This window comes from Microcoleus sp. LAD1_D5, assembly GCF_036702115.1.
Taxonomy (GTDB): domain Bacteria; phylum Cyanobacteriota; class Cyanobacteriia; order Cyanobacteriales; family Microcoleaceae; genus Microcoleus.
Genome location: NZ_JAUBSA010000003.1, coordinates 193,295 through 207,312, shown reverse-complemented (window position 1 = coordinate 207,312; position 14,018 = coordinate 193,295). Strand labels below are relative to the sequence as shown.

Genomic DNA, 14,018 nt, shown 5'->3' with positions numbered 1-14,018 from the left:
ACGAAACTCTATTGAATAAGCTTTCATTTTTTCTGGTGAGGCTACTGAATCTAGTGTACCACATATACATGGAATCTACTGGATTAAATACCGTAAAGTTACCTACTAAGTCAGCCGAAGGAAATACTTTACGAATATCTACTAAACTTGCCATTCAGCATCACAACTACGCTGATACCACAGCAACAGACTTGTTTCAGCATTGGGGTGTGTTTCCCAAAATTATTTTAATCGTTTTCGGCTAATAACACGCATGAGGCTATTATAATCTAATTTACTAAACGCGACTTAGTGAATTCTCACATTCTTGATTTGGCTGTCGTGTGGTATGACTCATCGCCTCACCCAAATGTTTTTTCAAAGTCGCCTCCGGTAGCGGCCCTTTTAAATGACTCCAAGGCAAAACCTGCTCCAATTCCCACTCTTGAAAAACATAAAAATCCATCTCAGGCAACTGTCCCCGCAACTCCTTAAATGCCCGCCGATAACTGCCCAAAGTATCGCCGTAATGCCGCACTAATTCCAACAGCCGAGACAACCGCCGATCGCCCTTTGATAACAAACCTTGAATCACCGACCAGTTATAGCTTTCAGGTCTAAATTCTAAACCTAACTTACGCAATTCTTTATCTAAAAACTTCAGCCTCTTCTCCGCATCTTTATTCACTCCAAACCACTGAAAAGGAGTGTGGGATTTCGGGACAAAAGTGCTGCATCCCAGAGTCAACCGCAAACCGGGAGCGGCTTTTCTAATCGCCCGCATCATCTCCACCGTCTCCTCTAAATCCTCCATTTCTTCGCCGGGAATTCCCGCCATCCCGTAAAGTTTAATTCCCTTTAATCCGCCAGCTTTAGCATTGATAGCAGCTTGAATAATTTCGTCATTTGTGAGTTTTTTGTTAACGATTTTGCGGAGGCGATCGCTCCCGCTTTCCACCGCAATTGTCACAGATTTGCTGTCTCTGTTTGTCAATATTTCTGCTAGCTTAACTGTCACCGTATTCGTCCTTACCGAAGAAAGACTCAACCGCACGCCGTCGTATTTCGGATGATTTAAATGATCCAGCAACGCTTCAAATTCCGGGTGCTGAGTGACAGAAGCACCCAACAAACCCAAGCGATTTGTCACAGCTAAACCGCGATCGATCGCCGGAATTAGCGAATCCTCCAAACTCGCAGTTCTAAACGGCAAAGTCAGATAACTTGCCAAACAAAAACGGCACATTTCTGGACAACTCCGAACCACTTCCACCATGTAAATATTTTCCCAAGCAGCTTTTTCTGTCACCACAGTAGAAGCAGATAAAGTATTGCCGCGATAAGTCTGTTTTTCAACCATACTGGGAATTCCCGAATCGACTGGCTGAATCGATTTAATCCCCTCAGTCGCATCCAGATAAGTTACTTCGTACAAACTGGGGACGTAAACTCCCGGAACTTGGGCTAAATGCCGCAATTTAGTTTGTCTGTCGGCGGTACGAACTTCTTTATAAGCATCAATAAAATTGTCAATGAGATGTTCGCCATCTCCCAGCAAAATCACATCAAAAAAATCGGCAAAAGGTTCTGGATTAGCCGTAAAAACCGGGCCACCGCCGAATACGATCGGATGATTATCAGTTCGTTTAGACGCCCAAATCGGAATTTCTAAAGATTCCAATAAATTTAGAATATTTACATAGTCTAGTTCCCAAGAAAGCGAAAATCCCAGTAATTCTGGATGTCGGGGAAGTTGTTCGCTGATATCAGTAAATAAACGGCCCACTTCAATATCCGATCGCACAGCCAAAGTTGCCCACACTATCTGATAGCCGAGACTGGTAATACCCACCGTGTACTCGTTGGGAAAAGCAAAAATAGTCGGGATAGCATCAGCATCGGGGGTTGCTGGGGCAAATAGTAAGCGTTCTTGGGCAAATGGATTAGGAGTCATCCGATTTTAGATTTTAGATTTTAGATTTTAGATTTTAGATTTTAAATTTTAAATTTGGGAATTTATCCCACGGATAAATCCGGGGCTTTGTAACCAAAGTGTTTTGAATCGCGATCGAGTTTAGCCTTAGCAATAAAAAATCTAATTATAGCTCATAAATGACTCTAACCCCAAATTGACACCTATACCTTCTGGTAACAGACAACGGACAAATGACCGAAAGCAATTGGTGGCGAGGCCCCTGGCTTCATCAGTGGATAAGCAAAAAAAAGCTCCGCACCCGATAAACCTGAGAACGGTACAGCCGGTGCGTGGGTTAATCTAAAATCTAAAATCTAAAATTGATTGACTTCTTAAAAGTTACTCTGAAATAGAATCGCGCTCGTCCTGATTTCTAGGCGGCGGTGCACTGTGAAAAGTTGCAATCAGCAAACAAATAATCCCAGCATTAATAAACACATCGGCCAGATTAAATACCGGGAACCGAATCAGCCGAAAATCGATAAAATCTACAACATGGCCAGAAACAAATCGATCGATCCCGTTCCCCAGCGCTCCCCCCAAAATCAAACCGTAGCCAGCTTGTTCCCAGCGGTTAATTCGCGGCCCGAACCAAGCCAGCACAATCAATCCCACACTAACGCCCAAAGACAGCCACCGCAACCAAATCGCCCCGCCATTGCTGAAAAGACTAAAAGCCGCACCGGTATTAACAACATAAGTGAAGTGAAACACTCCGGGTAACAGCGGCTGCGTCTGCGGAGGAATCGTCAAGTCAAAATTTTGCACCACCCAAAACTTAGTCAGGTGGTCTAAAAATAAACTGATAACAGCAGCAACCCAGAACAAGGGATTTCTTTTAAAACGCATGAATTAAGCAATAGAAAATGGGGCATCGGGCATGAGAGAATTTACTGCAATCTCACTTGTCATTGCGAGCAGAATGCAGTGGATAAAAGCAATCCCAGCCGCAGCGCGATGACTCTCCCGTTGGGCAATGATAGTATAACCTTATTTTGCACAATTACCAGTTACCTCTTCCTCCTTCCTTCTTCCTTCTTCCTTCTTCCTGACATCCGTTACATCCGTTACACAATCCGTTGCCGAACTTCCTTCGTAATTAATAAAACATCAAGCGGCGTAAAGTAAATGACAGCACTGCGATCGCACAAACAACCGCCAATTGTCCCGGCAGAGGATAAACCGAATATTTAAGAATCTCATCGAATAAAGGTGTTTTTTTTGCCGGAGGTAGCCAGTAAGTAAAAATTAGATAAATTAAGCCGATCGCGTGAACAGTGAACAAACCGCATAAACAGCTAAAAGCCATAGATTCCAGCCGCGAAGCCACCTTAAAAGCCACCCAGCCACATACCCAAGCACCAGGCACAAAACCCAGCAAATACCCAAAACTCGCTTCTTTCAGATAGCCGATGCCGCCGCCTTGAGAAAAAACTGGCCACAAAGTTAATCCTAATGCCAAATAGGCAATTTGCGAGAGAGCCGCAGCATTTTTCCCCCCCATGCAGCCTACTAGCAAAACGGCTCCAATTTGATAGGTAACGCCTAAAGAGTAGGCCTGAAGTCCTCGATCGTCCCACAACCCAATCGGAATTGTGACAGATGCAGGCAAAAAAGTGCCTCCTATCGTCAGGAGCAAACCAATAACAGCCCAGATTAATTCAATAGGAGCAGGCATTATAGCAGAAGGAAGAAGGAAGACCGAAGTTGCAATTGACCGTTTATGTTTGTGCAATTAAGAACGTCCTCACCGTCAGGGCGGTTGCTATATCATCAAACAGCATTCGTCAGAATGTATTTGTCAGATGCAAGCTTCAATGCCCGCAGCTTTTAAATTCTTAATCCTAGCACTACTATCAAAATAACCACCATTGTATGGTTTTCTGGTTCTCAAGCCTCGATCTTGTGATAATTTAATGGGGAATTTTTCGCGATCGGGCGATCGAATGCTGGTTTCCGTACAAATTTATCTTGCCTTTATCTGATAAAATCACAATAGTCAAGCTCATCAATTAATCAATAATATTAATTTATATTAAATTGCGATTAAGTGTAAAGATTCTTAACCTAACCTTTACTTTTGCGCGCTATGCTGATGCGGGACACCCATATAACGATCGCAGATTTTTTATACCTATGCTTTTTCGTCTCAACTTGATTAATCCAAACCGTCTGACTACAGCAATTTCTGCCATGGCGATCGCCCTCAGTGTAGCAGCTTGCGGCAGCGAGACCACAACCACAAGCAGCAGCCCCAGCCCCGGCGACACCGCCGCTAGCCCCGTTGCAGCCACCGGCACAGCAGCAAACACCAAACTCGCCCTAGCCTCAGACGTAGCCCTGACGGGTGCCGGCGCGACATTTCCAGCACCCCTGTACCAGCGCTGGTTTCAAGATTTCAACACAACCAATCCCAAATTACAGATCAACTATCAGTCAGTGGGCAGCGGCGCCGGAGTCGAACAGTTTACCAAAGGTACGGTAGACTTTGGAGCCAGCGACACCGCCATGAGTGACGAGGAAATTGGGAAGCTGCCAGCGGACAGAGGCGTGCTCTTGCTGCCGATGTCGGCTGGTAGCATCGTGCTCGCCTACAACCTGCCTGACGTACCCGAACTGAAGTTGCCAAGAGACGTTTACACAAATATCTTCTTGGGGAACATCACCAAGTGGAACGACCCCAAAATTGCTGCTGCTAACCCGGGCGCTAAACTGCCAGACCAAAATATCACAGTTGTACACCGTTCTGACGGCAGTGGTACGACAGACGTATTCACAAAACACCTCAGCGCCATCAGTCCAGAATGGAAAGAAAAAGTAGGGGAAGGCAAGACAGTAGAGTGGCCTTCTGCCGGTAAGCTTGGCGGCAAGGGCAATGAAGGTGTCACGGCTTCTATTCAACAAACCGTTGGCGCTATAGGCTACATTGAATACGGCTACGCCAAGAACAACAATATCAAGTTTGCTGCCCTGGAGAATAAAGCCGGCAATTTTGTAGTGTACACCGACCCAGTGGGGGCAAAAACCCTTGAAGCAGTGGTACTACCGGAGAATCTCCGGGCGTTCATTCCCGATCCGGAAGGGGCAGAGTCCTATCCTATTGTTAGCTACACTTGGATGCTCGTTCCCAAAACAGTTGCTGACCCCAACAAAGCCAAATCAATCGAGGCTATGATTGAATACGGCTTGAATCAAGGTCAAAAAGTTAGTTCCGAATTGGGCTACGTTCCTCTCCCCCAAAACGTTAAAGAAAAAGTAGCAGCGGCCGCTGACGGCATCAGCCCTGACTACAAGATTGAGGTTGCCAAATAGCAATTGAAGGAAGAGGGAAGACGGAAGACGGAAGAGGGAAGACGGAAGACGGAAGAAAAAAAGAGAGATATTTCTGTAGGGGCGGGTTTTATCAGAAATATTTGTTGAACAGTCAGGGGATTAATAAACCCGCCCCTCTTTGATTTTATTTATGGTCTTTCTTTCTGCTTCCTTCTAGCTTTTTGGGAAACAGGCTATTTTCGGCTACTATATATTTGGTTTTTTTTTCTATGATTTCAGATAATCACAGCGCTCAATCAAAGAGCCGATCGCGCTCTGGGGCAGAAAAGTCTTTAGACGAAGGCTTTATCTGGCTGACGCGGATTTTGGGAATAGGAGTTGGTGTAATTTTGCTGGTAATCGCGCTCACCGTTGCTTACAGGGCTTTACCTGCGATTCAACAGTACGGTTTGGGATTTCTATTTAGCAGTAGCTGGAATCCGGTTAAAGAAGAGTACGGTGCGCTGCCGATGATTTACGGGACGATCGTCAGTTCGGCGATCGCGCTCCTAATTGCAGTACCATTAGGAGTAGGGACTGCCATCTTCTTGAGTGAAGATTTTTTGCCGCTGCCAGTGCGGACAGCTTTGGTTTTTCTAGTAGAACTTTTAGCCGCCATTCCCAGCGTAGTCTACGGTTTGTGGGGAATTGCTGTATTGATTCCCCTGATTACCACTCTCGGCAAGTTTCTCAACGGCACTTTGGGATGGCTGCCGATTTTTAGCACCCCGCCAGTTGGCCCGGGAATGTTACCAGCCGGAGTAATTTTGGGAGTCATGACTTTGCCCATTATTACTGCTATCTCCCGCGACTCTTTGGCAAGTCTCCCACCCGAATTGCGGCAAGCATCTCTAGGTTTAGGAGCTACTCGCTGGACAACAATTTTTAGAGTGCTCGTACCGGCGGCTTTTTCCGGCATTGTCGGGGGAATCATGCTCGGGCTTGGTCGCGCCATGGGAGAAACAATGGCTGCAACTCTGTTAATTGGCAATTCCAATCAGTTAAGTCTTTCTGTGCTAGCTCCGGCAAATACTATTGCCTCTCTGATGGCCAATCAGTTTGCGGAAGCCTCCGGGTTGCAAGTATCAGCTCTGATGTACACTGGGCTAATTCTGTTTATTATGACACTGATTGTTAATATTTTGGCAGAGTGGATTGTTTCTCAAGTAAGAGCGAAGTACAACTAGAAGTTTGCCGCGATTTCCTACATAGTTTTAGTTTATGTCAAATAGCGTCTCCGACGAGAATCCTTTGGTATCGAAAACAGGCAGTTTAAAGAAGGTTAAAAACAGCCCGCAAGCGCTGTTTAATCTGGCAATGAGTGTACTGGCTGGAGCTAGTCTGGTCATCACTCTGCTGCCTTTGTTCGCAGTGCTTTCCTACGTAACCGTACAAGGTTTCAATCGCCTGAATTTAGATTTGTTTACCAAGCTGCCGCCGCCGCCCGGACTGTCGGGAGGCGGGATTGCTAATGCAATTGTCGGTACGTTAATGACCGTAGGAATTGCTTCTTTAATTGCTGTTCCGTTTGGTGTGTTGGCAGCAATTTATTTGTCGGAGTTCAGCACAGGCTCAATAGCTCGCTGGGTACGCTTTGCTACTAATGTCCTCAGCGGGGTTCCTTCGATTATTGCCGGGGTATTTGCCTACGGTTTGTTCGTGGTAAATATGGGAGGTTTTTCGGCAATTGCAGGGGGTGCGGCGCTGGCTGTGCTGATGTTGCCGACGATTGTGCGGACTACTGACGAAGCTCTACAAATCGTCCCGCAAGATATTAGATGGGCGTCGGTTGGTGTGGGTGCTTCAAATTATCAAACGGTGTTGCAGGTGGTTTTGCCTGCAGCAATTCCAGCTATTTTAACGGGTGTGACACTGGCAATTGCTCGGGCTGCTGGAGAGACTGCTCCTTTGATTTTCACGGCGCTGAATTCGCCTTTTTGGCCGGGAGGATTTGATAAGCCAACTCCGAGTCTTTCGGTTTTGGTGTACAACTTTGCAACGGTTCCTTTTAAGGCACAGAAAGAATTGGCTTGGGCTGCATCTTTGATTTTGGTGCTTATGGTTTTGCTGACGAGTATTCTTTCTCGCTGGGCAACTCGCCAAAAAGTTTATTAAAGGAAGAAGGAAGAACGAAGAAGGAAGATTTTTCCCATCTTCAACTTTACAACTCTCATCTTCTCCTTATTTTGTAAAATTCGATTGGATTGTTACTTGTATGATGATGGATTTAGACCAGCAAACGGAAACAATTTTACGGACAGAAAATATCAATATTTTTTACGGCGCTTTTCACGCGGTTAAAAATGTTTCTATGGAGATTCCCAAAAATCGCATTACTGCCTTGATTGGGCCGTCTGGCTGCGGTAAAAGTACAATTCTGCGCTCTTTTAACCGCCTCAACGATTTAGTTAACGGTTTTCGTTTAGAGGGTAGAATTGATTACCACGGTCAAAATCTTTACGATCCTGATATTGATGCTGTGGAGGTGCGCCGCAAGATTGGGATGGTGTTTCAAAAGCCGAATCCTTTCCCGAAGTCGATTTATGACAATATTGCTTACGGTGCGAGGGTGAACAATTATAAGGGGGATATGGATGAGCTGGTGGAAAAATCGCTCAGCCAAGCTTATTTGTGGGATGAGGTGAAGGATAAGTTGAAGCAAAGCGGTTTTTCTCTTTCGGGTGGCCAGCAGCAGCGTTTGTGTATTGCTAGGGCGATCGCGATTAATCCTGATGTAGTGTTAATGGATGAACCTTGCGCTTCTCTTGACCCGATTTCTACGATTAAGATTGAGGAGTTGATGCGGGAACTCAAGGAAAAGTATACGATCGTGATCGTTACTCACAATATGCAGCAGGCTTCTCGGGTTTCTGACCTGACTGCTTTTTTCAATGCTAAACTTTCTGACGATGGGAAGCGATTTGGCTATCTTGTGGAGTGTGACAAGACTGAGGTAATTTTCCAAAGTCCGAAAGAAGAGTCTACTTTGGATTATGTGAGCGGCCGTTTTGGTTGATTCCCCGACAGGTTTTAACCTATCGCTACACAAACGAAGTCCCTTTCTCAGAGACTAAAAATATTTAATTTGCTGAGTCTGGTAGCGACAAAAAAACCGCGTAAAGCTTTTGTCAATTTAGAATCCCGCTTTCTTGGAGAAAGCGGGATTCTGGATTTTATGATTAAAAGCTCGATCGTACTTTTTGCAGATACAAGCCACTGATTTTTGTGAAGAAGTGCTCGAAGAGTTCACATATTCTTCATCCAATGCTTTAACAGGTTTTCTTTTACCATGTTTTGCCGCATAACTTCGAGCAAGTATTCCTGAGCTTGGTCTTGGCTTAACCTTTTGACTTCTTCGCGCAGCACTTGAAGTTTGAACTGCTGTTCCATGCTGAGGCTGGTTGTAGGCATATCCATAAATCGCTCCTCCAGTTTGCTGAGATTGATGCGAAATTGATCGGAATGACGTTTCGCAGGATTTGTTGTGTCTCCTACATTGTAAACTATCATAACATTCACTTGACAATATGTCCAAAGTACACATTTTGAGACTAATTTGTGTAGCAAAAGTACATCTAAGTGGGGGGAGCCTTATCATAAAAAGGCGTAAAGACAGGGAAGCCTAAGCCAAAGGAGCTAGTTTGTATGGATGCCATGGAGTTTTTTCAAAGCAGTGCTGGGGAGTGGCGTTCTCAGCGCAGCACTCACCACCTCGCTTTCCGCCAAGCGGAGATTGGGGATTCAAATATTCAGGTAACGGCGCTGGGTGCGGATGATGCGAGAGTCGCCGAGATTTGCAAGATGCACGAAGTCGATCCGAGCCGGGCTGCTGGGGGGGCTTTTGTGACTTGGCACGGCTCGATGGCGTGGGATAAGGATGATGAGAATCATAAAGGGTCTACGGTGTTCGCGATCGTCCCCGATCCTGAAAATCCCCGGCAGGGTTTGATGTTGCGCGAACGGGGCTATGCGGAAATTGTGCCGGTGGCTGGCCGTTTTGAGATGGATGATGAGGATGCGCTGCTGCTGATTACCGAATACGAGACGATGAGTTCGATCGAGCGTTTCTGGTTTCCTAATCCGAACGTGCGGATGCGGACGAGTACGGTAAAGCGCTTTGGCGGTTTCAGCACTTCGACTTTTTGTACCGAAATTAGGGTGCAACCAGACTCGGATGCAACATCTGAAGCAGCAGCAGATCAAGTGCCCGCCAGCGAGTTTTATTCGGCTCTGGGCTGGTAATTTAGTCATTAGTCATTGGTCATTAGTCATTGGTCATTAGTCATTGGTCATTGGTTATTACTTTGGCGTCGTTTCGAGACTCAGCCGACTGCTGACTGCTCACTAATGACGAATGACTGCTGACTAATGACTTCCCCAAAGTCAACAAATGTTACAGATTGTTGCAAAAATTCAGGAAAATCAGATTTAGATTGCGGGAATCCCCTAATCTGTATGTTGGTTAGTTGTATCCGTTATGCTGGCAGCTCACGGTGTCAACTATTTCTGAAATTTGAGATAACGGAGATTTTAACGTGGCGCTTCCTTTATTAAGCTACGCCCCCAAGAGCCAAAACCAGCGCGTTGCTGGTTTTGAAGTGGGGAGCGACGAGCAGCCCAGAGTTTTCACAACTGAAAATGTGCTCTCGTCTGGAGACATGGAAAATTTGATTTGGGCTGGATATCGCCAGATTTACAGCGAACACCAAATCCTCAAGAGCAACCGCCAAAAGTCTTTGGAGTCGCAACTCAAGTTCGGCCAAATTACTGTGCGGGACTTTATTCGCGGTTTGGCGACTTCTTCTCCTTTCCTAGAGCGGAATTACCAAACTAACAGCAACTATCGGTTTGTGGAAATGTGCGTGCAGCGCATTTTGGGCCGGGATGTTTACAGCGAGCGCGAAAAGATTGCTTGGTCGATCGTAGTAGCCAATAAGGGGCCTCAAGGCTTTATTGACGAGTTGGTCAATAGCGAAGAGTACCTGGAAAAGTTCGGCTATGACACAATACCTTACCAGCAGCGCCGAATTTTGCCTCAGCGAGTTGGAGGGGACACTCCTTTCAACTTGAAGACGCCCCGCTACAGCGAATACCACCGTTCGCAGCTTGGCTTCCCGCAAATCATCTGGCAGACTGGGGTGCGCCGTTTTGTTCCTCAAGAGCAGCAACCGAAGGCTGGCGATCCGTCGAACTATTTGGGTATGGCGCGCAATATGCCCATGCCTGCTAGTCCGCCGCAGCGCGTGCCTCTGGCTAATATCAATATCGAGACGATGGTTCCCCGTCGCCGGTAATTGATGCTGCCCTGATGCGATTATTTGTGTCGGGCGATCAACTGAATCGATCGGCTTTTAGGCTGAGAGAGTTTTGAGTCTTGAGTTTTGAGGTTTGAGTTTTTTGATAAACTTGGAATCCAAAACTCAGGGCTCATACTTTTTTGGAAAGAAGTTCGGCAACGAGCAATCTACAGGATTTAACAGATAAATATTAGACTTGAGTTGAAGCCCTTCTTCGCTCTCCTATCTTTAAATGTATCTGCGTTCATCTGCGTTCATCTGTTTTCATCTGCGGTTGCCCTCTTACATCACAGATTTAGGCAAGAAGTTTAATCAAGACAAAAGGCAGGGAAAAAAAGGTTTATAGTAAGGACTTTAGTCATTAAAAAGGTACAGGAGCTGGTTCTGACGGTAACAGACTTACGCCAGTATAAGCTGATTGGAGTCGATCAAAAATGTATTCAAAAGCTTCTTCAAAGTGTCTGGGTTCATCAAGGAGAATCTTGAATTCGTGACCCCAAGGATAAACCGTGACAATGAAATTGTCAATAACTTTGTTAACACTCAAAGATATTTCGACTGTTTCGCGATCGGCCTTTTCGGGATTTTCGGGATTTTCGCAAACATCGATCGCACCATCAAAATACAGTATCCCATTTTCATCAAACTTCTGATTTTGGTTTTGAATCGCGCATTCCAAATAATCGCTCATTTGCTTGATAAAAATTTCACTAAAATCCTGACCAGCTTCGCAGGATTCGCGGTATGCTTGCCGGGATGCGGCGTAAGCTTTGCAAAGTTCCTCAAATTTAGACATAGAAACTACCAGTGTTAACTGCCCAACATATCAAGTTTGAGAGCGCAACCGCAATATTTTCAATAAAGTGTTGAATTGATCGGGCAAAGGTGCGATCGCCTCTATTAATTCTCCTGTTACGGGATGCTGCAATGTCAGCCGCCATGCGTGGAGGGCTTGTCCTGTTAAATTGACGCCGATGGAACGGTTGGAACTGTACATCGGGTCGCCCACAATCGGATGTTTTATTTCGGCTGTATGCACGCGAATTTGATGAGTGCGGCCGGTTTCTAATTGATAGTGCATTAAACAATAGTTGCCGATTCTTTCTTTGATTGTCCAGTGAGTAACTGCGGGGCGACCGCCTTTTTCTACTGGTACTACCGCCATTTTTTTGCGGTCTGTGGGATGCCGCCCTATGGGTAGGTCTATTGTGCCTGTTTCGGTGTTGGGAGCCCCGTAAACTATGCCTAAATACTCGCGGCGGGCGGTTTTGGTTTTGAGTTGGGCTTGCAGGTGTTGGTGGGCGATGTCGGTTTTGGCGATCGCGATCGCACCTGTCGTATCTTTGTCTAATCTGTGCACGATTCCCGGCCGCTGAACTCCACCTATTTCTGCTAGGGGACAGTGGGCTAACAGGGCGTTGACTAATGTACCGTCTTGGTGTCCGGCGGCTGGATGGACGACTAATCCGGCTGGTTTGTTGATAATAATTAGGCTGTCGTCTTCGTAAAGAATGTCGAGGGAAATTGCTTCGGCCTGCAAGGAAGTGGGCTGGGTTTCGGGTAAAGTGAGGTGGATGCGATCGCCCGTTTTTACTGAGATTTTTTTCGAGGTGCAGGTTTCGTCGTTGACTTTGACGTTGCCTTGTGATATGAGGCTTTGGATGCGCGATCGGGATAAGTCCGGTATCTGGTTTGACAGCCAAATATCTAATCGCTGATTGACATTACTGCGATCGAATTCTTCTGTATTTTCTACTGTGTAAATCTGTGCCGCAGTGTCTGTTTCTATCATTTACTTTTTACTATTTTTTGCCAAGTGTGTAAAGCAAATATCTTCATCATAACATCTGTGAGTTAGTTCGCGATCGCACGGGTAGCGAGAAACCGGGTTTTTTCACAGCAATACTTCGTTTCTGCCCGCAGACTGGGTAAAAAACCCGGTTTCTTTGGTCGGAGTGGTTAAGTCGTTTGAGTATAATCGTTTATTCTATCGACAATTGTCGCAGTGGCCGCAGCGCATTGATTTAGCTTCCTTGGCAAACCCAAAAGCTTGGAGCAAAAATTGCCACCTGCACTCGCGATGTTTGAGATATTTTGCCATTTCTTCGGCTGCGGTAAAATTTAATTTTTCGGCTTTTTGCTGTGCAGATTTATCGATCGCATAATTAAAAGGATCTTGCCATGTTAATTGTCCGCTGCTGTGCAAGATTGAAAGGGCGATCGCACTTTCGGGAAATTCACGGGAAACAGCTTCTATATCACCTTTAACTGGCAGTTTTTTGGCTAATTGCTGAGCTTCTCGGTATTGCGATCGCAATTTATCTTGAAAAAATTGCTTTCTTTGTTTATCTTCAGGATAAAGCAAACCCGTCGGTTCGCTCATCAATGTCAGGGCGATCGCCGATTTGCCGTCGCGTCCGCCTCTACCAATTTCCTGAATGTATTCCGATAATAGCAAAGGTGCTTGAAAATGAACAACCCACCGAACGTCGGGCTTATTAATTCCCATACCGAATGCTGAGGTACAAGTCACAAATTTAAGCTCATTGTTCAGCCAAGCTTTTTCTATTTTTCGTCGTGATTCTGGACTTAAACCTGCATGATATGCTGCTGTTTCATAACCTGCTGCTTCCAACAAATCCGCCAAGTTTTCGCTATCTTTTCTCGTGCGGACATACACTAAACCTGCTTGTTTTGGTCTAGCTTTAATAAAATTTAATAACTGCTGCTTGCGTCCTCTCGGCGTCCAGACAGTCTGCACTTGCAGGTGCAGGTTAGAACGGTAGGGACTTAGCAGAAATGCTTCGGGTTTTTGCAGTTGCAAGACATTTTTAATTGTCTGCTGTGCTTCCAGGTTGGCGGTAGCGGTGAAAGCTGCGATCGCAATTTTACTATTTGCTGGTTTAGCTTTCAACAAAGCCGATCGCACTGTTCCCAAACGACGGTAAGCTGGTCGAAAGGTATCGCCCCACTGCACTAAACAGTGAGCTTCATCTAATATTAAACCGTTAATTTGGATGTGTGGCTGACTGATAATTTCCCAAACAGGTTTGCTGAGTAATGTTTCGGGAGACAGGTACAGCAATCTTAATTTGTTTTGTTGCAGCGATTGCATAGTTTGTCGGCGCTGCGGTGTTGGCAATTGACTGTGAAGGAGGGAAGCGGGGAGATTGCGATCGCGCAATTCTTGCACTTGATTTTCCATCAGTGCGACTAACGGCGAAACTACCAAAGTTAAGCCTGTTTGTAACAAAGCTGGCAGTTGAAAGCAGATTGATTTGCCGCCACCTGTCGGCATAATTATAATTGTATCTTTTCCTGCCAATAAACTACCGACGATTTCTCCTTGGGGCGGGCGAAAGTCGTCGTATCCCCAAATTTTTTTAAATGTGGCGCGGGCTTGATTTAATGATGTTAATTCGGGTTGAAAGTTCATTTGACTGAGTTAAAAAAAT

The 14,018-nt window shown here is 45.6% G+C and carries 14 protein-coding genes; 7 read left to right on the top strand and 7 right to left on the bottom strand.

Going from position 1 to position 14,018, the window contains the following annotated elements; genetic code table 11:
• The coding region (locus tag QUA70_RS02945; RefSeq protein WP_333334367.1) for a hypothetical protein at positions 1-245 on the top strand (245 nt) is incomplete at its 5' end.
• A gap of 32 nt (positions 246-277) precedes the next feature.
• Here QUA70_RS02945 and QUA70_RS02940 read toward each other — a convergent pair.
• The 3 genes from QUA70_RS02940 to QUA70_RS02930 form a co-directional block, all read right to left on the bottom strand.
• Positions 278-1,933 (bottom strand): radical SAM protein, encoded by a 1,656-nt coding sequence (locus QUA70_RS02940; RefSeq protein ID WP_333344354.1) that lies wholly within the window; start codon positions 1,931-1,933, stop codon positions 278-280.
• A gap of 360 nt (positions 1,934-2,293) precedes the next feature.
• Positions 2,294-2,803: a signal peptidase II gene (gene lspA, locus QUA70_RS02935; RefSeq protein WP_333334363.1), complete on the bottom strand. Its 510-nt coding sequence runs from the start codon at positions 2,801-2,803 to the stop codon at positions 2,294-2,296.
• Positions 2,804-3,053: 250 nt separating this feature from the next.
• Entirely contained in the window at positions 3,054-3,632 is a 579-nt protein-coding gene (locus QUA70_RS02930) for a biotin transporter BioY (RefSeq protein ID WP_006635529.1), read from the bottom strand.
• Between the two features lie 458 nt (positions 3,633-4,090).
• Here QUA70_RS02930 and pstS point away from each other — a divergent pair, with 458 nt between their 5' ends.
• The 4 genes from pstS to pstB all read left to right on the top strand — a co-directional run bounded on the left by pstS (position 4,091) and on the right by pstB (position 8,282).
• A complete protein-coding gene (gene pstS / locus QUA70_RS02925; RefSeq protein ID WP_333344356.1) occupies positions 4,091-5,266 on the top strand; it encodes a phosphate ABC transporter substrate-binding protein PstS in 1,176 nt (391 codons plus the stop codon).
• A 230-nt stretch (positions 5,267-5,496) separates the two neighbouring features.
• Entirely contained in the window at positions 5,497-6,453 is a 957-nt protein-coding gene (gene pstC, locus QUA70_RS02920) for a phosphate ABC transporter permease subunit PstC (protein WP_333344359.1), read from the top strand.
• A 34-nt stretch (positions 6,454-6,487) separates the two neighbouring features.
• On the top strand, positions 6,488-7,381 hold the full coding sequence (gene pstA, locus QUA70_RS02915; protein ID WP_333334358.1) for a phosphate ABC transporter permease PstA: 894 nt from the start codon (positions 6,488-6,490) through the stop codon (positions 7,379-7,381).
• 100 nt (positions 7,382-7,481) lie between these two features.
• Entirely contained in the window at positions 7,482-8,282 is an 801-nt protein-coding gene (gene pstB / locus QUA70_RS02910) for a phosphate ABC transporter ATP-binding protein PstB (RefSeq protein WP_333334356.1), read from the top strand.
• A 230-nt stretch (positions 8,283-8,512) separates the two neighbouring features.
• Here pstB and QUA70_RS02905 read toward each other — a convergent pair whose 3' ends face one another.
• Positions 8,513-8,683 carry an NblA/ycf18 family protein gene (locus tag QUA70_RS02905; RefSeq protein WP_242716365.1) on the bottom strand — a complete coding sequence of 57 codons (171 nt, stop codon included), beginning with the start codon at positions 8,681-8,683 and terminating at the stop codon, positions 8,513-8,515.
• Between the two features lie 228 nt (positions 8,684-8,911).
• Between QUA70_RS02905 and QUA70_RS02900 the strand changes: the two genes are divergently transcribed.
• Positions 8,912-9,508: a phycobiliprotein lyase gene (locus QUA70_RS02900; protein ID WP_333334354.1), complete on the top strand. Its 597-nt coding sequence runs from the start codon at positions 8,912-8,914 to the stop codon at positions 9,506-9,508.
• Between the two features lie 293 nt (positions 9,509-9,801).
• The gene (locus QUA70_RS02895; RefSeq protein WP_333334352.1) at positions 9,802-10,560 is read left to right on the top strand and encodes a phycobilisome rod-core linker polypeptide; all 759 of its coding nucleotides are present in this window, start codon (positions 9,802-9,804) and stop codon (positions 10,558-10,560) included.
• Between the two features lie 364 nt (positions 10,561-10,924).
• Here the strand turns inward: QUA70_RS02895 and QUA70_RS02890 are convergent, their stop codons facing one another.
• From QUA70_RS02890 to QUA70_RS02880, 3 genes are all read right to left on the bottom strand, one after another.
• Positions 10,925-11,359: a hypothetical protein gene (locus QUA70_RS02890; protein ID WP_333334350.1), complete on the bottom strand. Its 435-nt coding sequence runs from the start codon at positions 11,357-11,359 to the stop codon at positions 10,925-10,927.
• 30 nt (positions 11,360-11,389) lie between these two features.
• Positions 11,390-12,355 carry an RluA family pseudouridine synthase gene (locus QUA70_RS02885; protein WP_333334348.1) on the bottom strand — a complete coding sequence of 322 codons (966 nt, stop codon included), beginning with the start codon at positions 12,353-12,355 and terminating at the stop codon, positions 11,390-11,392.
• Between the two features lie 195 nt (positions 12,356-12,550).
• A complete protein-coding gene (locus QUA70_RS02880) occupies positions 12,551-13,999 on the bottom strand; it encodes a RecQ family ATP-dependent DNA helicase (RefSeq protein WP_333344361.1) in 1,449 nt (482 codons plus the stop codon).
• Positions 14,000-14,018 lie beyond the last annotated feature (19 nt).